This window comes from Streptomyces paludis, from assembly GCF_003344965.1.
Lineage (GTDB): Bacteria > Actinomycetota > Actinomycetes > Streptomycetales > Streptomycetaceae > Streptomyces > Streptomyces paludis.
The window spans coordinates 329,850-353,654 of record NZ_CP031194.1 but is presented as its reverse complement, the minus strand read 5'-3'; the positions used below and the strand labels follow the sequence as shown (position 1 = coordinate 353,654).

General features: G+C 73.0%; 21 protein-coding genes. 15 read left to right on the top strand and 6 right to left on the bottom strand.

What is annotated here, in order from left to right; translation table 11 throughout:
- The first annotated feature begins 130 nt into the window (after positions 1–130).
- Complete coding sequence (locus DVK44_RS01540) at positions 131–1,651, top strand: FUSC family protein (RefSeq protein WP_114657944.1); 1,521 nt, start codon at positions 131–133, stop codon at positions 1,649–1,651.
- 7 nt (positions 1,652–1,658) lie between these two features.
- On the opposite strand, the gene DVK44_RS01535 is transcribed toward DVK44_RS01540, so the two are convergent.
- Positions 1,659–3,053, bottom strand: a complete 1,395-nt coding sequence (locus tag DVK44_RS01535) for an endo-1,4-beta-xylanase (RefSeq protein WP_114657942.1) — start codon at positions 3,051–3,053, stop codon at positions 1,659–1,661.
- A 350-nt stretch (positions 3,054–3,403) separates the two neighbouring features.
- Here DVK44_RS01535 and DVK44_RS01530 point away from each other — a divergent pair, with 350 nt between their 5' ends.
- Positions 3,404–4,684 carry an extracellular catalytic domain type 1 short-chain-length polyhydroxyalkanoate depolymerase gene (locus DVK44_RS01530; RefSeq protein ID WP_114657940.1) on the top strand — a complete coding sequence of 427 codons (1,281 nt, stop codon included), beginning with the start codon at positions 3,404–3,406 and terminating at the stop codon, positions 4,682–4,684.
- Positions 4,685–4,861: 177 nt separating this feature from the next.
- Here DVK44_RS01530 and DVK44_RS01525 read toward each other — a convergent pair whose 3' ends face one another.
- The 4 genes from DVK44_RS01525 to DVK44_RS01510 form a co-directional block, all read right to left on the bottom strand.
- A complete protein-coding gene (locus DVK44_RS01525) occupies positions 4,862–5,782 on the bottom strand; it encodes a sirohydrochlorin chelatase (RefSeq protein WP_114657938.1) in 921 nt (306 codons plus the stop codon).
- 95 nt (positions 5,783–5,877) lie between these two features.
- Positions 5,878–6,876, bottom strand: coding sequence for an N-acetylglucosamine kinase (locus DVK44_RS01520; protein ID WP_114657936.1), 999 nt, complete (start codon positions 6,874–6,876; stop codon positions 5,878–5,880).
- 37 nt (positions 6,877–6,913) lie between these two features.
- Positions 6,914–7,591, bottom strand: a complete 678-nt coding sequence (locus tag DVK44_RS01515) for a uracil-DNA glycosylase (RefSeq protein ID WP_114657934.1) — start codon at positions 7,589–7,591, stop codon at positions 6,914–6,916.
- Between the two features lie 137 nt (positions 7,592–7,728).
- The gene (locus tag DVK44_RS01510) at positions 7,729–8,745 is read right to left on the bottom strand and encodes a zinc-dependent alcohol dehydrogenase (protein WP_114657932.1); all 1,017 of its coding nucleotides are present in this window, start codon (positions 8,743–8,745) and stop codon (positions 7,729–7,731) included.
- Positions 8,746–8,811: 66 nt separating this feature from the next.
- Here DVK44_RS01510 and DVK44_RS01505 point away from each other — a divergent pair, with 66 nt between their 5' ends.
- Both DVK44_RS01505 and DVK44_RS01500 read left to right on the top strand, forming a co-directional pair.
- On the top strand, positions 8,812–9,381 hold the full coding sequence (locus DVK44_RS01505) for a TetR family transcriptional regulator (protein WP_114657930.1): 570 nt from the start codon (positions 8,812–8,814) through the stop codon (positions 9,379–9,381).
- 162 nt (positions 9,382–9,543) lie between these two features.
- Positions 9,544–10,788, top strand: a complete 1,245-nt coding sequence (locus DVK44_RS01500) for a hypothetical protein (protein ID WP_114657928.1) — start codon at positions 9,544–9,546, stop codon at positions 10,786–10,788.
- On the opposite strand, the gene DVK44_RS01495 is transcribed toward DVK44_RS01500, so the two are convergent.
- On the bottom strand, positions 10,778–12,442 hold the full coding sequence (locus tag DVK44_RS01495; protein ID WP_228446946.1) for an alpha/beta fold hydrolase: 1,665 nt from the start codon (positions 12,440–12,442) through the stop codon (positions 10,778–10,780). The genes DVK44_RS01500 and DVK44_RS01495 overlap by 11 nt on opposite strands.
- 257 nt (positions 12,443–12,699) lie before the next feature.
- Here DVK44_RS01495 and DVK44_RS01490 point away from each other — a divergent pair, with 257 nt between their 5' ends.
- The 11 genes from DVK44_RS01490 (at position 12,700) to DVK44_RS01440 (ending at position 23,753) form a co-directional block, all read left to right on the top strand.
- Entirely contained in the window at positions 12,700–13,803 is a 1,104-nt protein-coding gene (locus DVK44_RS01490; RefSeq protein WP_114657926.1) for an NADH:flavin oxidoreductase/NADH oxidase, read from the top strand.
- Positions 13,804–14,027: 224 nt separating this feature from the next.
- Positions 14,028–14,969, top strand: a complete 942-nt coding sequence (locus DVK44_RS01485) for an ABC transporter substrate-binding protein (protein WP_228446945.1) — start codon at positions 14,028–14,030, stop codon at positions 14,967–14,969.
- Between the two features lies 1 nt (position 14,970).
- Complete coding sequence (locus DVK44_RS01480) at positions 14,971–15,696, top strand: amino acid ABC transporter permease (RefSeq protein WP_114657924.1); 726 nt, start codon at positions 14,971–14,973, stop codon at positions 15,694–15,696.
- A gap of 47 nt (positions 15,697–15,743) precedes the next feature.
- Positions 15,744–16,583, top strand: coding sequence for an amino acid ABC transporter ATP-binding protein (locus DVK44_RS01475; protein WP_228446944.1), 840 nt, complete (start codon positions 15,744–15,746; stop codon positions 16,581–16,583).
- Positions 16,584–16,587: 4 nt separating this feature from the next.
- Positions 16,588–17,319: a GntR family transcriptional regulator gene (locus DVK44_RS01470; protein ID WP_114657920.1), complete on the top strand. Its 732-nt coding sequence runs from the start codon at positions 16,588–16,590 to the stop codon at positions 17,317–17,319.
- Between the two features lie 86 nt (positions 17,320–17,405).
- Complete coding sequence (locus tag DVK44_RS01465) at positions 17,406–18,632, top strand: aminotransferase class I/II-fold pyridoxal phosphate-dependent enzyme (protein WP_114657918.1); 1,227 nt, start codon at positions 17,406–17,408, stop codon at positions 18,630–18,632.
- Positions 18,629–19,903: a mandelate racemase/muconate lactonizing enzyme family protein gene (locus tag DVK44_RS37555; protein WP_269439570.1), complete on the top strand. Its 1,275-nt coding sequence runs from the start codon at positions 18,629–18,631 to the stop codon at positions 19,901–19,903. Before DVK44_RS01465 ends, DVK44_RS37555 begins: the two co-directional genes overlap by 4 nt.
- Entirely contained in the window at positions 19,900–21,141 is a 1,242-nt protein-coding gene (locus DVK44_RS01455) for a M20 family metallopeptidase (protein WP_114657916.1), read from the top strand. Before DVK44_RS37555 ends, DVK44_RS01455 begins: the two co-directional genes overlap by 4 nt.
- Positions 21,138–22,112, top strand: a complete 975-nt coding sequence (locus DVK44_RS01450) for a carbon-nitrogen hydrolase family protein (RefSeq protein WP_114657914.1) — start codon at positions 21,138–21,140, stop codon at positions 22,110–22,112. Before DVK44_RS01455 ends, DVK44_RS01450 begins: the two co-directional genes overlap by 4 nt.
- Complete coding sequence (locus DVK44_RS01445) at positions 22,087–23,235, top strand: M24 family metallopeptidase (protein WP_114657912.1); 1,149 nt, start codon at positions 22,087–22,089, stop codon at positions 23,233–23,235. Before DVK44_RS01450 ends, DVK44_RS01445 begins: the two co-directional genes overlap by 26 nt.
- Positions 23,232–23,753 (top strand): RidA family protein, encoded by a 522-nt coding sequence (locus DVK44_RS01440; protein ID WP_114657910.1) that lies wholly within the window; start codon positions 23,232–23,234, stop codon positions 23,751–23,753. Before DVK44_RS01445 ends, DVK44_RS01440 begins: the two co-directional genes overlap by 4 nt.
- Positions 23,754–23,805 lie beyond the last annotated feature (52 nt).

Sequence of the window (23,805 nt, the reverse complement as noted above, 5' to 3'; positions counted from 1 at the left end):
CGGGGATCCACTTGAGCCACGGCCCCGGCGGATGCTGTGATGGGCGCGTCGATGGCGCCGCGGACCTCCGCGGCGCCTTTTCCGTGCCGGATCCGGAAAGCACGGAAGGCACGCCCAGAAGGCGGGAACCATGCTGACCAGGATGTTCGTGGCCCCGGACCCGGAACGCCGCAGACTGCGCGCCGCCGCCCGGGCCGTCGTCGGGATCGGAGCGGCCACGGCCGCCTCCGGCCTCGCCGGGCACGCGCTCACCGCCGTGATCGCCGGCGGCCTCGCCGCGCTGCTCGCGCTCTTCACCGTCACCGACGCCACCGTCCGGGGCCAGGCCCTGACCACCGCCCTGCTGCCCGCCGTCGGCTTCCCCGTACTGGCGCTCGCCACCGCCCTGCACGGCCACCCGGGCGCCCGCGACACCGTGTTCCTCGCCGTCGTCTGCGCCGGGGTGTACGCCCGCCGCTGGGGACCGCGCGGCCACGCCCTGGGGATCTTCGCGTTCATGGCCTTCTTCATGGCGCAGTTCCTGCACGCCGTACCGGGCCAACTGCCCGAGCTGTACGGTGCGATGACGCTCGCCCTGGCCGTGTCCTCGGCCGTCCGCTTCGGCTGCTGGTGCTTCGAGCGCCGGCTGCCGCCCGCCGCCGTACCCGCGCCGCTCACCGGCCGCGGCCTGTCCCGCCCGACCACCCGCCAGGCCGTCCAGACCACCGCCGCCTGCGCCTTCGCGCTGGCCGCCGGGCAGCTGCTGTCCGAGGACCGCTGGTACTGGGCCGTCGGCACCGCCTGGTGGATCTTCGTCAACACCGCCTCGCGCGGCGAGACGCTCGTCCGCGGCTTCCGCCGGATGGTCGGCACCGTCGCGGGCATCGCCGCCGGACTGCTCGTCGCCGTCCCGCTCGACGGGGCGCTCACCCCCGCCGCCGCCCTGATCGCCTGCTGCGTCTTCGGGATCTTCTACACGGCCCCGGTCTCCTACTCCTGGATGATGTTCTTCGTGACGGTCATGGCGGGCCTCCTCTACGGCCTGCTCGGTGTGCTGCGCCCGGGGCTCCTTCTGCTCCGGTTCGAGGAGACCGCCGCGGGCGCGCTGGGCGCCGCGCTCGCCGTCGCCCTGATCCTGCCCGTCACCACCCACGCCGCCACCGACGCCTGGATCCGCCGTGCGCTGACGAGCGTCCACACCTGCACCACCACGGCCGCCCGCCGGCTCGCCGGGGACGAGCGGGCGGACCCGGTGGCCGCCGCCGCGGAGCTGGAGGTGCTCCTCGGACGGGTACGGACCTCGGTGGCGCCGCTCGTCCACCCGCTCAGCCCGCTGCGCGCCCGGGGCCGGCGTGCCCGGCAGGTGCTGCTCCTGCTCGACGACTGCGCCCGCGAAGTGCGCGGATTCGCCGCCGTGGCCGCCGCCGCGGGTCCGGTGGGGCCGCACGACGCGCGGCTCGCCGCCGCCTGCCGGCGCGTCGAGGACGCCGTACACGCCCTCGTACCGCCCGCCGCGGAGCCGGCCCACCGGCCCGCCGGGACAGCGGGCCGGGCGCCGGCCCACCATCCCGGAGCCGAGCCGGCGCTCGCTCATCTGCACCGGCTGGAAGGGGCGCTCGCCGAGCTGTCCGCGCCCCTGCGGGCCGCCCCGCGCACCCCGCTCGCTGTCTGACGGTGTGTCAGGTGGTGGTGCAGGTGCCGATGGTGGGGGGTTGGGTGTTGCCGTTGGTCATGATGGTGAAGCCGAAGGTGGTGGAGGCGCCGGGGGCGAGGGTTCCGTTGCCCGCGGGTTTCATGGTCATGATGTTGCCGGTGGTGTCCCAGGTGGGGGTGCCGTTCCAGGTGGTGGAGATTTTCTGGGGGGAGCGGACGGTGACGGTGGTGGTCCAGGTGGTGATCGCGGTGGTGCCGGCGGTGATGGTGACCTCGCCGTTGAAGCGGTCGGCCCAGGAAGTGCCGGCCCGGTAGGTCGCCGTACAGCTCGCACTGCCCCCGCCACCACCGCCGCCGCCCGGCGAACCACCGAGAGCGGTGAGGACGGCGGTGTAGGCGGCCTTCTTGGCGTAGTTGCCGTCGAAGAGCAGCGGGGTGTCACCGCTGCGCCAGGAGTACTTGTCGGTGACGCCCCACACGGTCACCCCGGTGCACCGGCTGATGGCCAGACAGGTCCTGATCACGGAGCTGTAGCTGTTGGCCTGGGCGGTTCCGGAGCCGGCGATGTCGAGTTCGGTGATCTGCACATCGACACCGAGGTCGGCGAAGCGCTGGAGGTTCTGCTGGTAGTCGCCGGGGACGGGGGACTGGCTGTTGAAGTGGGACTGGAAGCCGACGCAGTCGATCGGCACACCGCGCGCCTTGAAGTCCCGCACCATGGCGTACACCGCGTTGCTCTTGGCGTTGACACCGTCGGTGTTGTAGTCGTTGTAACAGAGCTTGGCGTTGGGGTCGGTGGCGCGGGCGGTGCGGAACGCCTCCTCGATGAAGCCGGCGCCGAGCTTGTCCTGGAAGGGCGAGCTGCGGCGGGCGCCGCTGCCGCCGTCCTGGAACGCCTCGTTGACCACGTCCCAGGAGTGGATCTGGCCCTTGTAGCGGTTCATGAGCTGGGTGATGTGGTTGTTCATGGCGGTCCGCAGATCGGCGGTGGCCAACTGTCCGACCCAGTTCGGCAGTTGCGAGTGCCAGACGAGCGTGTGGCCGCGGACCCGCATGCCCTGGCCCCGCGCGTGGTTGACGACCTGGTCGGCGCCGCCGAAGGTGAAGGAGCCCCGGGAGGGCTCGGTGGCGTCCCACTTCATCTCGTTCTCGGCGGTCACGGAGTTGAACTCGGTGTTCAGGGTGGAGACATACCCCGATTCGCCGAGGTGGTTCGCCGCGACCGCCGTACCGAAGTACCGGCCCGAGGCCGCGGCCGAGGCCCCGAGCGTACTGGCGGCCTGCGCGGTGCCCGCCAGGGCGATCAGGCTGCCCGTGGCGACCAGCCCGGCCAGGGCCGCCGCGAGCGGTGCGCGGAGGCGGCTCCGGCGCGGACTCCGGTCCGGAGCGCGGCCGTTGGTGGTGTGTGCGTGTGTGTTCATCGCGACCTCGGTGGGTGTGTGGGGGAGAGGATTGCTGACGAGTGTTGCGCCGGGGCCGCCTTACGTCAACGACGTATTTCCGAAAAGTCTTCGAAATGTATGGACGATCAGTCAACTGGTGATGTTCTGTCAGTCGACCTCTGGTCAAAGGCAGTTGAGGGAAATTCCAGCTCCGGCGAGGTGCGCGCCGCCGGTGTGAACGGCGCGCGGACGGCATACGGTCGCGAGCGGTCCGGCGGACTCCGGTGGGTGACGTCCGGAACCCTTGACGCCCCCTCGGGACAGCCCTACGGTTCCCGAAATCTCTCGCACAAGTGGCGAAACTTTCGTAGTCCCGGGAAGGGAAACCCATGCCCGCGTCCAGAAAGCCACGCACATTGGCGACCACCCTGCTCACGGCGGTCCTGCCACTGCTGGCGGCGCTGCTGCTGAACACCGTCTCGGCCCCCACCGCCTCGGCCGCGTCCCTCACCGAGGTCACCGGATTCGGCACCAACCCGAGCAATCTGCGGATGCACGTGTACGTACCCGACAGCGCCCCCGCCCGCCCGGCGATCGTGGTGGCGATCCACTACTGCACGGGGACGGGTCCGGGCTTCTACGCGGGCACCGAGTTCGCCTCGCTCGCCGACCGGTACGGCTTCCTCGTCATCTACCCCACCGCGACCCGCTCCGGCGGCTGTTACGACGTGTCCTCCCCGGGGGCCCTCCGGCGGGGCGGCGGCAGCGACCCCGTCGGCATCATGTCGATGGTCACCTACGCGCAGCAGCGCTACGGCGGCGACCCCGACCGGGTGTACGTCACCGGCGCCTCGTCCGGCGCGATGATGACCAACGTCCTGCTGGGCGACTACCCGGACGTCTTCAAGGCCGGCGCCGCCTTCGCGGGCGTGCCCTTCGGCTGCTTCGCCACCACGGACGGTTCCGGCTGGAACAGCGCCTGCGCCAACGGCCAGATCAGCAGGACCCCGCAGGCGTGGGGCGACCTCGCCCGCTCCGGCCACCCGGGCTACACCGGCGCGCGCCCGCGCATGCAGCTGTGGCACGGCACCAACGACGGCACGCTCCACTACAACAACTTCGGCGAAGAGATCAAGCAGTGGACCAATGTCCTCGGGGTGAGCCAGACACCCGCCGCCACGGACTACCCGCAGGCCAACCGGATCCGTACCCGCTACGGCGCCACCGGCGCGCAGGCCCCGGTCGAGGCCATCAGCGTCCAGGGCGGCGGCCATGACCTGCCCCAGTCCGGCATGGCCGCCGAGGCCATCGCCTTCTTCGGCCTCGCCGGCTCGTCGGGCGGCGGCGGTGGCGGCGGGGGCGGTGCGACCTGTACGGCGACCTACCGGGCCGGCACTTCCTGGGCCGACCGCTTCAACGGCGAGGTCACCATCACCGCCGGCACCACCGCGATCACCACCTGGACCACCACCGTCACCGTCCGCTCCCCCCAGAAAATCTCCACCACCTGGAACGGCACCCCCACCTGGGATACCACCGGCAACATCATGACCATGAAACCCGCGGGCAACGGCACCCTCGCCCCCGGCGCCTCCACCACCTTCGGCTTCACCATCATGACCAACGGCAACACCCAACCCCCCACCATCGGCAACTGCACCACCACCTGACACACCGCACGCCCCGCACGGACCAGCACCCCCACGGATAACCCCCACAGCCCACCGCCCATCAGCCGAAAGGGTGAGGCGCGACGGGCATACGGAAGGGCCCGTACGGGAAGCGATCGCTCCCCGTACGGGCCCTGTCCCGGCTGTTCACGCATCCCCGGCCGCGCATCCCCGGGTTCAGTGCGCGGGCGCCCCCTGCGGCTGGGTGCTGATGCCCAGCACCGACGCGTACTTCGACAGCACCAGTTTGCCGATCGCCGGGTACGCGCCCAGCGGCTCGGCGGCGGCACAGTCCGCCTCCTTGAGCGCCGCGTCGAGCAGCCCCTCGGGCAGCTCCGGCCCGACCAGGTACGGCGCGAGCGCGAGCTGTGTGGAACCGGCCCCGCGCAGCTCCTCCGCGATCGCCGTGACCGAGCCGTGCTCGTCGAGCGCGGCGGCCATCACCGGTACGGCGAGCCGCGCGGCCAGCAGCATCCCGGTGATCCCCGCGGTCTGGACGGCCTCGGCGCCGCCCACCGTGCCGAGGATGATCCCGTCGGCCGCCGTGGCCACGGTGAAGAGCCTGGCGCGGTCGGCACGGGCGAGACCGGCCTCCGAGAGCCGTACGTGCAGGCCCTCGGCGAGCAGCGGGTGCGGACCGAGCACATCGGTCAGCTCCACGGCCGTGCCGCTCTCCGCGACGGCTTCGCCTATCCGCGCGATCAGGGAGCGGTCCGGACCGGCCAGCAGCGGGACGACCACGGCCGAGGGGCCCTGGGGCTCCTCCGCCTCGCGCCCGGCGGCCAGGGCCTGCTCGTAGCGTTCGGTACGCAGCGCGGCGGTCCCGGTCAGGACGCTCAGCAGCGTGGGGTACTCCTCGTCGTCACCGTCCAGGTAACCGATGGCCGCGTCGAGGCCCGGCAGCTCCGAACGGGCGATGCTGATGACCTCTTCGGCCAGCCCGCGGACGGCCGAAGAGGGGGTTCCGGGCACGGCCAGAACCAGCGCGGGCGCCCCTTCGGGGGCCGCCACCGGTTCGGGTCGGCGGTGGCGCCCCGACTGGCGGGGTCGCGGCATTCGTACAGGCAGGCCGGATGCGGGCCCAGTGGGGGTGCTCATGGCGTCGAATGCTACTGGCTTTGTGGGGGCCGCTGTTCGGGGAGGGGCAGGTCGCGAGCCATCTGTCCTTATTTATCCGTTAGGTATTTTTCCCCTCATCTGTCCTGGTCTGTCAGGGTGGTGAGCAGACGCGGGTCCTGCGGCAGCGCGAGCGAGTCCGTGGCGAGCGCCCCCGCGACAAGGAGCGCGCCGTCCAGCGGACCGGCCGCGGCGGCCACCGGGGTGGCCCGCGGGAGCCGTTCGGCCAGCTCCGCGCGCAGGGGGCCGAGCAGCGGCTCGCCGAGCTTGAACAGACCTCCGGTGAAAGCGACTTCGCAGGGTCCGGACGGCGGGCAGACCGCGGCGGCGGCCTCCACGGCATGCCGCGCCGCCGCCGCGAGCACCCCCGCGGCCACCGGATCGACGGCCGCCGCGGCGGCCACTTCGGGCGCGAACGAGGCGAGTACGGCGGGCCGGTCGCTCCGGGGGTAGAGCAGCCCGGGCAGCTCGGGCGCGGGACCGAAAAACGCCTCCGTCCGGGCCAGCAGTACGGGCGAACCGCCCGGCCTGCCGTCGTACGCGCGCAGCGCCGCTTCGAGCCCCGCCCGGCCGATCCACGCACCCCCGCCGCAGTCGCCGAGCAAGTGGCCCCACCCGTCGGCGCGCTGCCAGCGGCGCAGCTCCGTACCCAGCGCGATCAGCCCCGTACCGGCCGCGACGACCGCTCCGGGGCGCTGTCCGAGGGCGCCCGCGTACGCCGTGACCGCGTCGGCGGCGAGCGCGAGGCGCCGTACGCCGAGGGAGCGCTCCAGCGCGGCGGGCAGCTCCGCGCGCAGCCGGTCGCCGAGCGTCGCCATCCCGGCCGCGCCGATCGCGACCGCGCCGAGCGGGACGGGCCCGGCCACCCCGGCCCGCGCCGCCAGCTCGTCCACCGCGGGCACCAGCCGCGACAGCAGATGTACGGGATCGATCCCGCCGGGACCGGTACGCACCGGCTCCGCGGAGGAACAGGTGGCGACCGGGGCGACCGCGCCCGTACCGCCTGTGTCGGTTGTGCGCCCCAGGGCGAAGCGCAGCCCGGAGCCGCCCGAGTCCACGCCCAGCACCCAGCTCACGGCCGGCCCCCGGAATCCGGCCGAACCAGGCGTCCGCTCACGGCAGTTGCCAGTCCACGGGCTGGGCGCCCTGGCCGATCAGCAGGTCGTTGGCCCGGCTGAAGGGACGCGAGCCGAAGAAGCCGCGGTCGGCGGACATGGGGGAGGGGTGGGCGGACTCGATGGCGGGGTAATCGCCCAGCAGGGGACGGGCGTTGCGGGCGTCGCGCCCCCACAGGATCGAGACCAGCGGCTTGCCCCGGCCGGCCAGCGCGCGGATGGCCTGCTCGGTCACCTCTTCCCATCCCTTCCCCCGGTGCGCGGCCGGTTTGCGCGGCGCCGTGGTCAGGGCCCGGTTGAGCAGGAGGACGCCCTGTTGTGTCCACGGTGTCAGATCACCGTTCGAGGGACGCGGCAGCCCCAAGTCCGTGTGCAGCTCCCGGAAGATGTTCTCCAGACTCCCCGGCAGCGGACGCACCTCCGGCGCCACCGAGAAACTCAGCCCCACCGCGTGGCCGGGGGTCGGATAGGGGTCCTGTCCGACGATGAGCACCCGCACCTCGTCGAAGGGCTGCTGGAAGGCGCGCAGTACGTTCGCGCCGGACGGCAGATAGGTGCGCCCCGCGGCGACCTCCGCCCGCAGGAAGTCCCCCATCGCGGCGATCCGTTCGGCGGCAGGACCCAGTGCCTGTGCCCATCCCGGCTCAACAACTTCACTCAACGGTCTCGCTGTCACGGCATCACTCTACTGACCCACGGGCCGGGCACACGGCGTAGGCCCGCGATCACCGCCGATCGCAGCCGATCACCGCACCGCGCGCCGGCCGGTGGGGCCTGCCGGCCGCCGGGGAGGGGCACTTGGGGATCGGGGGATCAGTCGAAGGTGACGACGACCTTGTCGGTGGCGCCGGGCCTGCCCGCGAGGTCGATGGCGCGGGCGGTCTCGGCGAAGGGGACGACATCGCTGACGATGAGGGCGTACTTGTCGGTGTTCTCGGCGATGTCCTGGGCGACCGCGGCCATTTCGGTGGGGTGGCCCATCGAGTGGACGATGGTCAGTTCCGAGGGGATCAGCTGCTGGAAGTCGACCTCGACGCTCTGGTGGTAGATGGCGACGATGCCGAAGACCGCGCCGAGCTTGGGACCGGCGAAGACGGTCTGTGCCACCGCCGGGACGCCGGCCGCGTCGAGGTAGATGTCGGTGCCGGGCAGCCCGGGGCGCCCGAAGGCGTCGGTGCCCTCGCCGTGCAGTTCGACCAGCCGGGCGCGGACGTCCTCGGTACGCGAGTCGATGACGGCGTCGGCGCCGAGCGCGATGGCCTTCTCCAGGCGGTTCGGCTGTACGTCGGCGACCACGACGTGCCGTACGCCGTGGGCCTTGAGGGCGAGCAGGGCACCGAGGCCGACGGGTCCGGCGCCGAAGACGACCGCCTGGTGTTCGGGCCGGGGGCCGGTCTTGTCCACGCAGCGGCGGGCGACGGCGAGGGGCTCGGCGAGCGCGGCCACGTGCCAGGGGACGTGGTCGGGCATGACGATCACGTTCCTGCCGGCGGTCGCCTCCCGGACGGCGAGGTACTCGCTGAGGGCGCCCTGCGGTCCGCCGCCGCCGATGATGGCGTCGGCGACCCCGGTCGGATCGATGACCACCCGGTCTCCGACGCGCAGCCCGGTGACCTCGGCGCCGACCTCGACGATCTCCCCGGCCGGTTCGTGGCCCATGGGCGAGGACGCGGCGCCGGGCATGATGCCGCCCTCCTGGAGGGCGTGCGGGTCGGCGCCGCAGATGCCGCACGCCTTCATCTTCACGAGGACGTCACGGGGGCCGGTCACCGGCCGCGGGATCTCGACGGTCTCAAGCCGGCCAGGACCGGTCACTGTCACGCTTTTCATTGCTCTCCTTGGTGTCACAAGAAAACGTACACCGGTGTACGGAAAGCTGCCAGTAGTCTGCGGGGTATGCCAGACGACGCACAGCGCGCCCCCCGGCGCGACGCCATCCGCAACCGTGAGCGGCTCCTCGCCGCGGCCCGCCAGGTCTTCGCGGAGCGGGGGGCCGATGTGGCCCTGGAGGAGGTCGCGCGGCTGGCCGAGGTCAGCCGCACCACGCTCTACCGGCACTTCACGGCCCGCGAGCAGCTCGCGGCGGCGGTCTTCGAGGAGAACGTGGCGCTGATCGAGCGCCGCGCCGTCGAACTGCGGGACGCCGACGACGGGATCGTCACGCTGTTCGGCTTCGTGCTCGACCAGCAACGGGCCAACCGGGGATTCGAACGGCTGCTGTCCGCCGCCGACCTCACCTGGCTCACCGAACTGTCGGCCCGCACCATCGCCGCCTTCGAACCCCTCCTGGCCCGGGGCCGCGCGGCCGGCATCGTACGTCCGGCGGTCGACGTCGAGGATGTGATGCTGGCCTTCCCGATGGCGGCCGGAGCCATGGCGGACAGCGACCGCGCAGGCCGCCCCGAAGCCGCCGACCGCGCCCGCACCATGCTGCACCGCGCACTCTTCACCGACCCGGCCGACTGAGCCGGCTCCGGCTCGAAGCCACGGTCCCGTACAACACCGCTCTTGCCGGAACACGGCAGGTGGGAGCCCTCAACGCTGCCGGTCGGGTCGCTGGCCGTTCGAACCGTCCCCCTTCATGCTGTTTCCGTACGAGCGCGACGGCGCTGGTGGGCAGGGGGCGGCGTGGACAAGGTGCGGTGGCCCCGGTGGGTCGTGGTGGTGGGGGTCGCCCTGATCGCGCTGTCGGCAGGCATGTACGCGGCGACGCCCGACCTCCCGGAGATCCGCCAGGTCGAACTGACCGTCCTCGCGGAGAAGCCGGACGGCAGCTGCCAGGTGCGCTGGCGCGACCCGTACACCGACAGGGACCGCGAGGATGCCTACCAGTGCGACCCCGACCGGGACGACATCCTCAAGGACTCGCTCCACGACCCGGAGAGCGGCGAGGGCTGGGACAGCGGCTGGGTTCTTGCCGAGGGTGCCCACAAGGGTGAGCTGTACTCGTTCGACCAGGACAAGGACGTCGGCGGCGCGCTCGGCGACGCCAGTGACATCCTGCTGCTGTTGGGGCTGCCCGTGACCCTCGTGGGGCTGATCGCCGGGGGTTTGCGTGCGGTAGAGCTGCGGACGGGCGGCGTGAGCCGCGCGACGGTACGGCGGGCACACCAACTGCGTGAGAGCGCCGCCCGGGTCCACGAGGACCACCGCCGCGCGGTCGAAGCCGTCGTGGCAGCCTGGGCCCCCGTTCACACGGCCGAGGTGCGTGCCACACTCGACGGCCTCACCGTCCGGGGCCTGCCCCACGCGCGAGCGCTCCGGCAGCAGGACCTGAGCACGGTGAACGCGGTGCGTGACGCGGCCGTGCGGTACCCCGGTCGGCTGCCCGGACTTGGACGGCGGGCCACCGAAGAGGTGCTTGCCGCGCTGGAACACACCACCGCCGAGGCATGCGACCGCGCGGCCGTACGCCTCGACGCGGAGCGCCCCGGACAGGACACCACCGCGCTGCTCCGCGCGCTACGGGTGTTGGTGGCGGCGGGGCCCGAGACGTACTGGGCGGTGGAGCGGGCCCGTGCCCTCGGCGTCCACCTCACGCCCGAGCTGATCGCCGCGGCCGCGCGCCCCCGCCGGAGCGGGCGCTGGGCGAGCGAGCGGGAGCAGGCCGAGGGGCACGTCGCCGCCCGGACCTTGCACCGTGTCCTGGCCCAGGCAGGGCAGGAGCACCTCGCCCGCCACCTCGCACAGGCATCGGTCGAGCTGCTGCGCGGCGCCGATCCGGACCCCGAAGGGCTAGCCGCCCGGGCGGACTTCGCGCAGCGCCCCGCCGCGTACTACTGGGCGCTCGAAGCGGCGACACGCGTGTCCGAGCGGAGTTGCGCGCACCGGACGGCTCCGGAGGAGCCCCGCGTCGAGGCGGCTACGGGATGACCCCCTCGGCCCGCGCGGCCGGTGGCCCGGTCAAGGGGGTGGGGAGGGGGTTGTCGGTTGAGGATGTGCTCGTGGCGCCGGGCCAGGCGGGTGGGCAGTGGGTTGCCAGGGACGTGGTGTCCAGGGTGGTCAGGTAGGTGTCTATCGCGCCGCGCGCGCAGGGGCTCAGCCAGTAGACGCCGTGGCCCACGCCCTCGTACGTCAGTGAGACGGCCTCCCGGCCGATCTGGCGGGCGGCGTTGGCGGCCCAGGCGTGTGGAGTCGCCACGTCCCAGCGGCTGTTGGCGAGCAGGATGGGCGGGGCGCCCTCGATGTGGAGGGGGCGCTGGGGGTTGGCGACCCGGGGTGTCCAGTTCTGGCAGCCGGTCAGATCGGACCAGCCGAGCGAGGGCAGCCGGGTGAGCGGCGCGAGCTGAGCCAGCTCCTGCTGGAGTCCGGCCATCGTCGCGTACGACGGCATGTCGAGGTCGTAGTCCTGGCAGAGGACGGGGGAGTACGGGAAGGTGACCGGCGTGCCGGCCGCCGCGGCGGTGAGTGCGCTGTCCGGAACGGTATCCGTGCCGGCCGTGCCCTCGTCCATGGAGGCGAGGATGGTCGCGAAGGAGTACCAGTCCGCGGGGTTGTACATGTGGCTGAACGTGATGCTGCGCAGGGTCTGTACGGTGACGGGCCGGTGCGGGTTGGGCAGGGCCAGCTCCCCGGCCTCGGCGCGCCGGTAGAACGAGTCGTAGAGGGCCGGTACGTCGCGTCCGCGCAGCGCGCAGCCCGCCGTCCGGCCGCACCACTCGGCGAACTGGCCGAACGCCCCCTCCAGCGTCTCGGCCCGGGTCCGCAGCAGACCGCGCGCGTCGAGGCTGTGGTCCATGTTCGAGTCCAGGACCATCGCGCGGAGCCGGCGCGGGTAGCGCTCGGCGTACTGCTGGCCGATGAGGGTGCCGTAGGAGGCGCCGTAATAGCTGATCCGCCGCTCGCCGAGCGCCGCCCGTATCGCGTCCATGTCACGGACGACGCTCGCGGTGTCCATGTGGTCGGCGAGCGGGCCGGACAGCTCGCGGCAGCTGTCGCTGACATCGCGGTTGGCCTGCCGGAGGGCGGCGAGCCCGGCCTCGTCCTGCGGCTGGAGCAGCGCCCTGCGCGCGTTCACCAGGTCGCCGTCGCACCGTACGGGAGTGCTGCGGCCGATCCCGCGCGGGTCGAATCCGACCAGGTCGAAACGGGCCGTGATCTCGGGGGAGAAGGTCGTGGCGGCGCCCCGCGCGAAGTCGACTCCGGAGGCTCCGGGGCCGCCGGGGTTGAGCAGCAGCGCCCCGATCCGCCGCTCGGGGTCGCCTGCCCGGTGCCGTACGACCGCCACCTCGACGGCGGGCCCCGAGGGCTCGGCCCAGTCGGCGGGCACCTCGATCACCCCGCACTCGAAGCCGCCCGTGCCGCCGCTCCAGGCACAGGAGCCCCAGGTGATGGGCCGGATGTCGGGCGCTTCACCTGGGGCCGCGGCCTTCGTACCGGCTACGGCGGTCCCCGCGAGCAACTGGCCGAACAGCGCGACGACAACGCCACCGACAGCCAGTCCCCGGCGCGTCCGCGTCCGCGTGCGTGGTGTGCGTGGTGTGCGCGATGCCTGTGGTGCCTCTGGTGCCTCTGATGGTGATGACACGGGTGCTTCTCCATGGGGTGGGAGTGGGGCGCGGGTGCGTCACAGCATGGAGGTGACGGCAGTGGCGGAACAAGAGCGTCTTCCCTCAACTGCCTTGAAAGGAGGCGAAATTGACCGGCGAAGATCGGGAGCCCGCCGTGCCCCGGACCCCTTGATGACCTCCTTAATTTGACAGGTGTCGTACTACGGGAGTTATCGTACTAACCGAAAATGCCGGTCCGCCATCTCCCCCACCGCACAGGAAACGGAGTCACCCCGTGAGTGCCCTTTTCGAGCCGTACACCCTGAGGTCGCTGACCATCCCCAACCGGCTCTGGATGGCGCCGATGTGCCAGTACTCGGCCGCGCCGGAGGGCCCTGACCTGGGCGCGCCCAACGACTGGCACTTCCAGCACCTGGCCTCGCGGGCCACCGGCGGCGCGGGGCTGATCCTGGCCGAGGCGACCGCCGTCAGCCCCGAGGGGCGGATCAGCCCGTGGGACCTCGGGCTGTGGAACGACCGGCAGACCGAGGCGTTCCGCCGTATCACCGCCTTCCTGAAGAGCCAGGGCACCGTCCCGGCCGTCCAGCTCGCCCATGCCGGCCGCAAGGCGTCGACCGAGCGGCCCTGGGTGGCGCGGGGCGCGGCGATCCAGCCCGGCGAGGGATTCGGCTGGACGCCCGTGGCCCCGAGCCCGCTGCCGTTCGACCCGGACTCGGCCGTACCGGAAGAGCTGACCGCGGTACGGATCGACGAGATCGTCGAGCAGTTCGCGGCGGCGGCCCGGCGGGCGCTGGCGGCGGGCTTCGAGGTCGTCGAGGTGCACGGCGCGCACGGCTATCTGATCAACCAGTTCCTCTCCCCGTACAGCAACCGGCGGACCGACGAGTACGGCGGCTCCTACGAGAACCGCACACGCTTCGCGCTGCGCGTGGTGGACGCCGTGCGCGCGGTGTGGCCGGACGAGCTGCCGGTCTTCTTCCGTATCTCGGCCACCGACTGGCTCTCGGAGAACGACGAGGACGACCGCGAGGGCTGGACGGCCGAGGACACCGTCCGGTTCGCGGCGGATCTGGCCGCGCACGGGGTGGATCTGCTCGACACCTCCACCGGCGGCAGCGCTCCGGACGCCAGGATCGTGCCGTCCCCCGGCTTCCAGGTGGGCTTCGCCGAGCGGGTCAAGAAGGAGACGGGGATGCCCGTCGGCGCGGTCGGTCTGATCACCGAGCCCCGGCAGGCGGAGGAGATCGTCGCGGACGGCCGGGCGGACGCCGTACTGATCGGGCGCGAACTGCTGCGCGACCCGCACTTCGCGCTGCGCACCGCGCGCGAGCTGTCCGCCGAGGTGGCGGGGCCGCTCCAGTACCACCGGGCGCTCTGAGACGGCCGGCCCTTTCCGTGTGACACCGGTGGCCCCGGCGAGATGAACATCTCGCCGGGGCCACCGGTGTGTCCGGGGTGTTTCCGCGCGGACCGGATCCCGGCCGGAGCGGGAACTTCGGTTTAACAAAGCAGCAATGGTGTGGACACTCCTCCCGGCCACAGTGACTGGCAACTGTTTACAGAACCTCCTGAACAGGAAAAACGCCAGTAGGGAGCAGTCCGGTGAGAGCAAGTACCACGCGAACCGCCGCAGTGTGCACCGCCGTTGTCATGATGGCCGCGGTCTCCGCCTGCGGCAGTTCCGACACCGCGTCGTCGTCGGCCGTCGCGGCCGATGTCACGCCGCCGAAGAACCTCGCCTCGTCCGGCACCCTGACCTACGGCACGGCGGCCAGCTTCCCGCCCTTCGAGTCCCAGGGAAGCGACGGTCCCCAGGGCTTCGACATCGACATGATCAAGGCGCTGTCCGCGTCCATGGGGCTGAAGGCCAAGGTCCTGGACATCGACTTCGACGGGCTCATCCCGGCGCTGTCCGGCAAGCGGACCGATGTCATCAACTCGGCCATGTACATCACGCCCGAGCGCGAGAAGAAGGTCGACTTCGTCCCGTACATGATCATTGGGGAGACCCTGCTCACCCCGAAGGGCAACCCGAAGAAGATCGCCCGGATCCCCGAGGACCTCTCCGGCAAGACCGTCGCCGTCACGCGCGGCGCCATCGGCGAGACGTATATGACCGAGTACAACAAGGAGTTGAAGCAGCAGGGCCGCGCGGAGATGAAGATCATGTCGCTGCCCAACAACCAGGACGCGATGCTCGCCGTGCAGTCGGGCCGCGCGGACGCCTTCGACACCTCCACCCCCGGCGCGGCGGCCACCCTGGCCGCCACCAAGGACAGGTTCACCCTCGCGGCGACCTTCAAGAACGAGACGAGGATCGGGATAGCCGTACGCAAGGGCGACACGGGGATGAAGACCGCGATCAGCGCGGCGCTGGACCGGTTCGTCGCGTCGGGCGGCTACGCGAAGCTGATGGCCAAGTACCAACTGCCCGAGGACTCCAACTACTTCACCTCCTCGGATACGGGTACGGGTGCAAGTGCGGGTACGGGGTCGACGGCGTCGCCCTCCGCCCCGGCGTCCTCCTCCGCGAGCGGTTCGTAGCATGGAGTTCCTCCACAAGGCGGTGTCCGCCGACTTCCTGACGGCCTCGATGCTGACCTTCGTCCTCACGGTGCTCTCGATGGCGCTGGGGGTCGTGGGCGGTGTGCTGGTGGCCCTGCTCAAGGGCGTACGGTTCGCGCCGCTGCGCTGGCTCGCGGATGGGTACATCTGGTTCTTCCGGGGCACGCCCGTCCTGCTCCAGCTCATCTTCGTCTTCAATGTGCTGCCGCTGTGGGGGCTGAGCCTCTCCCCGTTCACCTGCGCGGTCATCGCGCTGAGCCTCAACGAGATCGCCTACATGGCCGAGATCGTCCGGGGCGGGCTGCTCGGCGTCGACAAGGGCCAGCGGACGGCGGCGCGGATGCTCGGGCTCTCCGAGGCGGGCATCCTGCGCTGGGTGGTGCTTCCGCAGGCCACCCGGCTGATCCTGCCGCCCACCGGCAATCAGTTCATCGGGATGCTCAAGACCTCGGCGCTGGCTTCCGTCGTCAGTGTCCAGGACCTGATGCTGACCGCGCAGCGCCAGTCCGCCGCCGACTTCGACTACGTCGGCTCGCTCGGCGCGGCGGCCGTCCACTACCTCGTCCTCACCACGGTGTTCACCTTCGCGCTACGGCGGCTGGAGCGGCACCTCGATGTGAACCGGCGCGCCGCCGCGCGGCGCACCAAGGAGCCCGTCCCCCGGGAACCCGTCCTCACGGCGGCCGTCGACCCGGCGGCCCGATGAGTACCGCGCGGCCCGCCGCCGGAACCGGAACCGGAGAGAGCGCTGTCATGAGCGACACCAGGTCAGAACCGGAGACCACGGCGGAGGCGGCTATGGCACCCGCGTCCACACTCGCGCCCGAGTCCGCGCCCGGGTCCGAGTCCGCCAAGGCGCGCACCGTACTCGTCGCCGAGAACCTCGGCCGCAGCTACCACGGCAACGCCGTGGTCAGCGAGGTGAATCTGACCATCCCCGCCGGCCAGACCGTCGCCGTCCTCGGCCCCTCGGGTGCCGGCAAGTCCACCATGCTGCGCTGTCTGGCCGGACTGGAACCGCTGGAGACCGGCAGTGTGGGTTTCCAGGGCGAGCTGCTCTCGAAGGCGGGCTCCAAACCGCGTTCGGTCGGCGGCCGGATCGGGATGGTCTTCCAGCAGTTCAACCTCTTCCCCCATCTCACCGCCACGGAGAACGTCGCGCTGGCCCCCGTACGGGTACGGGGCGTCTCCCGGGCGCAGGCACGCGAGGAGGCCCATGAACTCCTGGCCCGGGTCGGCCTCGCCGAGCGCCGCGACCACTATCCGTACGAACTCTCCGGCGGCCAGCAGCAGCGGGTGGCCATCGCCCGCGCCCTGGCGATGCGCCCGGAGCTGATGCTCTTCGACGAGCCCACCTCCGCCCTCGACCCCGAGTTCACCCGCGAAGTCCTCGCTGTCATGCGCGACTTGGCCGACAGCGGAATGACCATCGTCGTCGTCACGCACGAGATGGGCTTCGCCCGCAGAAGCGCGGACCGGGTGGTGTTCATGGCGGACGGCCGGATCGTGGAGGACGGGCCCGCCGAGACCCTGTTCACGGCGGCGCGCCACGAGCGAACGCGCGCCTTTTTCGAGCAGATCCTCGGAGAGTAGGGCCATGACGCCGTCACCCCCGCCGCAACGCCGCGGCTCCGCCGCCCGCCCCACCGCCCCCTGGAGCCTGCGCAAGCAGGACTGGGCCTACCAGCAGCTCCGCGAACGCATCCTGACCGGCGTCCTGGCGCCCGGCGAACAGCTCAGCCAGGAGGCCCTGGCCCAGGAACTCGGCATCAGCCGGGGCCCGTTGCGCGACGCGCTGTCGCGGCTGGCCGCCGAGAGCCTGGTCGTGGACCGGCCGCACCAGAAGTCCACCGTCGCCGAGGTCTCGGTGGCCGACGCCCGGGACATCTACAACGGGCGGGCCGCGCTGGAGAGTGTGCTCGCGGCAGCCGCCGCACAGGCGGACCCCGCCGAACGCGGCGCCCTCGCGGCGGACTTCGGCCTGCTCCTGGAGCGCCAGCGCATCGCCGTATCGCTCGGGGACGCGATCCAAGTGCGGCTGCTCGACCGGGAGTTCCACGACACGGTGTACGAACTCGCCGCGATGCCCGCCACCCTGGCGGCCCTCGACCAGCTGCGCGCCAAGAGCGACCGCTATCTCGCCCTCTATCTGGCGGATGCCCAGCGGGCGCAGATCTCCGTGGACGAACACACCGCCATCGTCGAAGCGCTGCTGCGCGGCGACGCCGAGCAGTCGGCCACGCTCACCCGGACCCATGTGCTGGGCGGACTGACCCTGCTGGCGGGCTCCATCGCCGGTCAGCCCGCGAGCGTGTCGGACCCGCTCTGACCCGGCCGGACCGCCGACCGGCCGTCCAACGGGCCTCCGGGCCCCTCCAACCCCCCGCCGTACCGAAGACAGTGAGGAATCCGACCGTGATCCACCAGCCCGAGGCCATCGAGCGCCTGTCCCTCCCCGAACACACCGCCCGGCTCGGGAAGTCCGTACGCGAACTGGAACGCGAGCTGGAGTACGGCCCCGGGCCCGCCGCCCCGCTCGACGCCACCTACGCCGACACCCACCGCTTCCCGGCGCCCGAGTGGGCCCTGCCCACCTTCAACGCCGCCGCCGGCGGGGACGGCATGACGTACACCCCGTACCGCGGCGACCGCGCCGTACGGGAGGCCGTCGCCCACAACGTCTCCTCCGTGCTCGGCATCCCGGCCGGCGGGCCCTCCGACGTCATCCTCACCCCCGGCACCCAGGGCGCGCTGTTCACCGCCCTCGCCGCGATCCTGTCGCCCGGTGACCTGGTCCTGCTGCCGGACCCGGACTACCTCTCCACCGAGCGCATGCTGCGCTACTTCGGCGCCCGCGTCCGCCGTATCCCGATGATCTGGCCCGACGAGAGCGACAGCGGCGAGCGCGGCCGTCCCACCCTCGACCTCCAGGCGCTGGAGGACGCCGCCGCCGAGGGCCCGCGCCTGATGGTCTTCTCGCACCCCAACAACCCCACCGGCGCCATCTACGGCGAGGAGACGATCGGCGCGATCGCCGACGCGGCCCGCCGCCACGACTTCACCGTCATCGCCGACGAGCTGTACTGCCGGCTGGTGTACGAGGGCGAGACGTTCCACCACCTCGCCGCCTACGAGGGGATGGCCGAGCGTACGGTGACCCTGCTCGGCCCCTCCAAGACCGAGTCGCTCTCCGGCTACCGGCTCGGGGTCGCCGTCGCCCCCACCGCGCTCGTCGACGTGATGGAGGACGTACAGTCCTGCACGGCCCTGCGCGCGCCGTCCTACGCGCAGCACCTGCTGGCGCGCTGGATAGCCGACGACGGCGAGTTCCTGGAGCGGCGCCTCGTCGAGTACCAGGCGCTGCGCGACACCACCGTGAAGAAGATCAACGCGTCGTCGGTCATGCGCGTCAACGCCGCCTATGGCACGGCGTACCTCTTCCCCGAGGTGCTCACCGGCGCGAGCGACCAGGCGGTGGCGCTCGCGCTCAAGGAGCACGCCGGGGTCATCGTCAACCCCGGTTACCAGTTCGGCTTCGCCGGTACCAGCCGGATGCGGCTGTGCTTCGCCCAGGACGAGACCGTGTGGGACGCCGCCCTCGACCGGATCATCGAGGTCGTGGGCTCGCTGGACCCGGCGTGACCGCCGGCCGGGGCCCGCGCGCGGTGCCGCCACCGCCCGTCACGGAGGCGCGGTACGGCGTCGTGGGGCTGCCGCTGCGGCTGAGGCTGCGTCATACCTCCGTGGACACGGCGGAGTTGACGGAGGTCTTCCTCCGGGTACGGCTGGCCGACGGCCATGTCGGCTGGGCCGAGACCCGGGGGAACGGTGCCTACGCCACCCACCACACCACCGGCGGCATCACCGCGGCCCTGGCCGGACTCCCGCCCGCCACCGACCCGGCGTGGGCGGATCCCGCCGCGCTGGTCGCCGGTCTGGCCACGCACTGCCCGCCGGCCGCCGCGCTGCTGGACATCGCCTGGCGCGACGCCACGGCGAGGGCCGCGGGTCTGCCGCTCTGGGCGACCCTGCGCGGCTCCGGCTCGGGCTCCGGTGCCGGTACGGGCAGCGACCACGCGGCCCGGGGAGGCTCCGGATCCGGTACGGGGAGCGATCACGCGACCCGGGCAGACTCCGCCGCACCCGGCCCCCTGCCCACCCACGCCCCGATCGGCTTCGGCACCCCGGCCGAGGCCGCCGCCCTCGCCTCCGCCGCCGCCGAGGCCGGCTTCGGCCGGGTCAAGGTCCGCGTCGGCGGCGATCCGGCCCTGGACCGGGCCAGGATCGCCGCCGTACGGGACGCCGTCGACCGGGCCGCCGGCACCTCCCGTACGGTCGCGATCGCGGCCGACGCCAACGGCGGCTGGACCCCGGACACCGCGGTCGCGGCCACCCACTGGCTCGCGGACCACGGGGTCGCCTGGCTCGAACAGCCCACCGCGCCCGGCGACTTGGCGGCCATGGCCGCCGTCCGTACGGCCGCGCGCGTGCCCGTGTGGGCCGACGAGTCGGTCACCGACGCGGCCTCGGTGCACGCCGTCGCCGACGCGGGCGCCGCAGACGGCGTCCATCTGAAGCTGGAGAAGGCGGGCACCGTCGACGCCCTCGCCGCCGCGATCGCCGCCGCCCGCGCGCGCGGACTCGACGTCGGCCTCGGCCAGATGGACTGCGGACGCCTCGGCTGCGCGACCACCGCGCATCTGGCGGCCGGGCTCGGGGTGGCCGTGGCCGAACTCTGGGGCTGCGCCCACCTCGCCCACGACGTCACCGAAGGCCCCGAACTGCGCGGCGGCGCGGTCCACTTGCCCGCCGCTCCCGGACTCGGCGTCCGGGTCTCCGTCGATCCCGCGCGGCTCACCCCGGTGGGCACGCCCGTCCACACCGCAGACCGAGCAAGGACGTTCACACCATGACCACTCCGGCCCCCACCGCAACCGAGGCACTCCTCGCACCCGTCCCCGACGTACTCGCGCTGCTCACCGCGCTCGTGGCCTGCGACTCCACCACCCCCACCGGCGAGGAGGAGACCACCGCCGCCCTGCTCGCCGCCCCGCTCGCCGCGGCCGGCTTCGCCATCGAGACCGAGCGGCTGGCGCCCGGCCGCGTCAATCTGACCGCCCGCCGCCGGTTCGGCCCCGGCGGCCCCGTGATCATGCTCAACTCGCATCTCGACGTCGTCCCGGCGGGCGGCGGCTGGACCAGCCCGCCCTTCGTCCCCACCCTCCGCGACGGACGGCTGTACGGACGCGGCACCGCCGACGCCAAGGGCCCGCTCGCCGCCATGGCGTGCGCCGCGATCGAACTGGCCCGCGCGGCCGACGCCGGCAGCCAAACCCCGCGCGGGGAGATCGTCTTCTCGGCGGTCTCGCAGGAGGAGGGCGACTCGATGGGCGCCCGTCATCTCGTACCCCTGCTGGCGGCGGCGGGCCGGCTGCCCGACGCGGTCATCGTCGGCGAACCCACCGGCATGCGGCTGCTGACCGCCCACAAGGGCTCGGTCCGCCCGGTCATCGAGGTCGTCGGCCGGGCCGCGCACGCCGCCACACCCGGCCAGGGCGTGAACGCGGTGACCGCCGCCGCCACCGTGATCACCCTGCTGGAGGAGTACAGCGCCTCGCTCACGGACCACGGCCACCCGCTGCTCGGCGCGCCCACCTGCACCCCCGTACTGATCGAGGGCGGCGAGGCGCCCAACGCCGTACCGGAGCGCTGCCGCGTCACCCTGGACCGGCGGCTGCTGCCGGGGGAGACCCCGGAGTCCGTCGTGGCGGCGGTCGGGGAGATCCTCGACCGGTTCAACGCGCGCGGTACGGGCGCGACGGCCTCGGTCGTGGAGTGCGCGCCGAGCACCGGCGGTCCCTCGGAGACACCGGCTGACGACCCGTTCGTCACGCTGTGCCGCGCGGCCCTCGCGGCGGCGGGCGCCGACGACTCGCTCGGCGGACTCACCGTCAACTGCGACATGACGCACTTCCGGGCCGCCGGGGTCCCGGCGCTGGTCTGCGGCCCCGGCCGGCTGGAGGTGATGCACGCGGTCGACGAGCACATCGTGGTCGAGGAACTGCGCGCGTCCGTGGGCCTGTACCGGGCGATCCTCACCGCGGCACTGACCGGCCCGGAGACGGACGGCGCGGACGGGGGTACGGCATGAGCCCGACCATCGCCCTCGGCAGCCTGACCATTGCCCTCGGCCAGGCGGAGAGCGTCCCCGGCGACCTCGCAGCCAACCTCGCCACGGCGGCCCGGCTGGTCCCCGAAGCCGCCGCGCGCGGCGCGCGTGTGCTCGCCCTGCCCGAGCTGTTCGCCTGCGGATACGACCCGGCCGCCGTACTCGCCGACCCCGCCGGCTGGTCCCTGACCCCGCCCCCGGCCGGTACGGCGCCGCCACCGGGCTCGCCGCTGGCCCCGCTCGCCGCGGCGGCGGCCACGCACGGCGTGTGGGTCCTCCTCGGCTGCTCCGTACGCGGCGAGGAGCCCGGGGGACGCCCGTACAACGCGGTGCTCGTGATCGATCCGTACGGCACGGTGCGCGGCCACTACGCCAAGACCCATCTGTGGCAGGAGGAACGCGCCCCCTTCGCCCCCGGCGACCGGCTGATGGTCATCGAGGACGGCGGGGTCACGCTGGGGCTCGGGATCTGTTACGACGCGGGGTTCCCCGAGCTGACCCGCGCCTACGCCCGCGCGGGCGCGCACGCCGTCCTCTTCTGCTCCGCCTTCGCCACCGGCCCGACCGAGTACCGCTACGGGGTCTACCACCCGGCGCGGGCCGTCGAGAACACCGTCTCCACGCTGGTCGTCAACGCGGTCGGTGACCTCGCGGGCGAGCACTACTTCGGCCGCAGCGGGGTCTGGAACCCCGAGGGCCGGCAGGTGGCCGGCTGCCCGGACGACATCAGCGCTCTGTGCGTGGCGACGGTGTCGGCCGCCGAGACCGCCGCCGTACGGCAGGGGCTGTCGTATCTGACCGATCTGCGGACCGACCTGCTCGGCACCGCCCCCGCGCCCCCGCTGACCCGCCTCACCCTCGCCGCCCCGGACCCGGCCGCCCCGGCCGCCGCCCCCACGGATCCCGTCACCACCTCAGGAGCCACCCATGCCCCCCGTCTTTCCCGCGGCTGAGTACGACCGCCGGCTCGCCGGCCTGCGCGCCACACTCAAGGCCCAGGAGCTGGACGCCGTCATCGTCCACACCCCGGAGAACGTCTGTTACCTCTCCGGCCACGCCACGCCCGGCTACTACACCTACCAGTGCCTGATCGTCACGGCCGACGGCGAAGCGGCCCTGCTCATGCGCGAGACCGAGACGGTCAACGCGGCGGAGACCACCTACTTCGACCGGATCACCGGCTTCCCGGACAGCGCCGACCCGGTCGCCGCCACGGTGTCGCTCCTGGCCGAACTGGCGCCGGGCGCACGGGCGGTGGGGGTGGAGGCCCGTTCCTGGTTCCTGCCGCCGGAGCCGTTCCTGAAGCTGGGCGGCCTGCTGAGGGCGGCGGGCGCCGAGGTGACACACATCGACGACGCGCTGGCCGCCGCCCGGCTGCTCAAGTCGCCGCTGGAGATCGAGCGGATCAGGGACGCCGCGCGGGCCACCAACGCCGGGATGGCGGCCGCTGCCGCGGCCGCGGTGCCGGGCGCCTCCGAGCGCGCCGTGGCCGCCGCGGCCTTCGGCGGGCTCATCGCGGCGGGCTCCGAGTACTTCGGCATGGAGCCCTTCGTCGCGTCCGGACCGCGCGCCGGCACGATCCACGCGAGCTGGACCGACCGGGTCATCCGGCCCAACGAGCCCGTCCTGCTGGAGATGTCGGCGACGACCGGACGCTACAACGCCCCGCTGATGCACACGGTATGGACCGGACCGCTCACCGGCGAGGCGGCGGCGATGGCACCGGCCTGTCTCGCGGCCCGGGACGCGGCCCTGGCGCATGTCGTGCCGGGCGGTTCCCCCGCCGCGGCGCACGCGGCCTGCAAGCAGGCCATCGCGGACGCGGGGCTGGCCCACACGTACCGCAAGCGCAGCGGCTACTCGGTCGGTATCGCCTTCGCCCCGGACTGGGGCGAGGGACACCTGCTCTCGCTGGGCGAGAACGAGCGGCGTGTCTTCGCGCCCGGCATGGTCGTCCATGTGGTGCCCACCCTGCGCATCAAGGACACCGCGGGGATCGGCTTCTCCGCGACCGTACTGCTCACCGAGGACGGGCACGAGGTGCTGACCTCCTGCGACACGGGCGCCGAACAGTGAGCGGTACGGACCTCCCGGGGGCCGGCACGCCCGCACCCGACGCCCGCGACGCCCCTGTTCCCGACACTCCCGTACCGGCCGGGGACTACGCCGCCGCCCGGATCGCGGGCGGGCTGGTCTTCACCGCCGGGATGACCCCGCGCGCCGGCGGCGGAGTCATCGCCGCCGGTGTGCTCGGGGCCGGTCTGACCGTCGAGGACGCGGTCCCGCTGGCGGCGCTCGCCGCCGGGCGGGCGGTCGAGGCGGCGCGTGAGGCGGCCCGGTCGGCGGGGCTGCGGCTGGAGTCGGCCGTGTCCATGACGGTCCATCTCGCCGTCGTGCCCGGGTTCACGGAGCACAGCAGGGTCGCGGACGGCGCGAGCGCCCGCGTACGCGCCCTGCTGGCGGGCCCGCCCCCGGCGCGTACGGCGGTCGGGGTGGCCGCGCTGCCGTCCGGGGCCCCGGTGGAGGTGACGCTGGTCCTGTCCACCGCGGAAGAGGCGGCGCCGCCGCCCGCCGGGGCCGCCCGGCCGGTATGAAACCGGGCTAAATACGAAGGGCGTCGTACAATGGCGGTCACCCCGACCCAGT

What these genes read in the sequence shown, in the direction of transcription:
- DVK44_RS01530 (WP_114657940.1), top strand. Translation starts at nt 3,404, where the DNA reads ATGCCCGCGTCCAGAAAGCCACGCACATTGGCGACCACCCTGCTCACG.
- DVK44_RS01470 (WP_114657920.1), top strand. Translation starts at nt 16,588, where the DNA reads ATGACGCCGTCACCCCCGCCGCAACGCCGCGGCTCCGCCGCCCGCCCC.
- DVK44_RS01450 (WP_114657914.1), top strand. Translation starts at nt 21,138, where the DNA reads ATGAGCCCGACCATCGCCCTCGGCAGCCTGACCATTGCCCTCGGCCAG.
- DVK44_RS01445 (WP_114657912.1), top strand. Translation starts at nt 22,087, where the DNA reads ATGCCCCCCGTCTTTCCCGCGGCTGAGTACGACCGCCGGCTCGCCGGC.
- DVK44_RS01480 (WP_114657924.1), top strand. Translation starts at nt 14,971, where the DNA reads ATGGAGTTCCTCCACAAGGCGGTGTCCGCCGACTTCCTGACGGCCTCG.
- DVK44_RS01540 (WP_114657944.1), top strand. Translation starts at nt 131, where the DNA reads ATGCTGACCAGGATGTTCGTGGCCCCGGACCCGGAACGCCGCAGACTG.
- DVK44_RS01505 (WP_114657930.1), top strand. Translation starts at nt 8,812, where the DNA reads ATGCCAGACGACGCACAGCGCGCCCCCCGGCGCGACGCCATCCGCAAC.
- DVK44_RS01475 (WP_228446944.1), top strand. Translation starts at nt 15,744, where the DNA reads ATGAGCGACACCAGGTCAGAACCGGAGACCACGGCGGAGGCGGCTATG.
- DVK44_RS01510 (WP_114657932.1), bottom strand. Translation starts at nt 8,745, where the DNA reads ATGAAAAGCGTGACAGTGACCGGTCCTGGCCGGCTTGAGACCGTCGAG.
- DVK44_RS01535 (WP_114657942.1), bottom strand. Translation starts at nt 3,053, where the DNA reads ATGAACACACACGCACACACCACCAACGGCCGCGCTCCGGACCGGAGT.
- DVK44_RS01455 (WP_114657916.1), top strand. Translation starts at nt 19,900, where the DNA reads ATGACCACTCCGGCCCCCACCGCAACCGAGGCACTCCTCGCACCCGTC.
- DVK44_RS01525 (WP_114657938.1), bottom strand. Translation starts at nt 5,782, where the DNA reads ATGAGCACCCCCACTGGGCCCGCATCCGGCCTGCCTGTACGAATGCCG.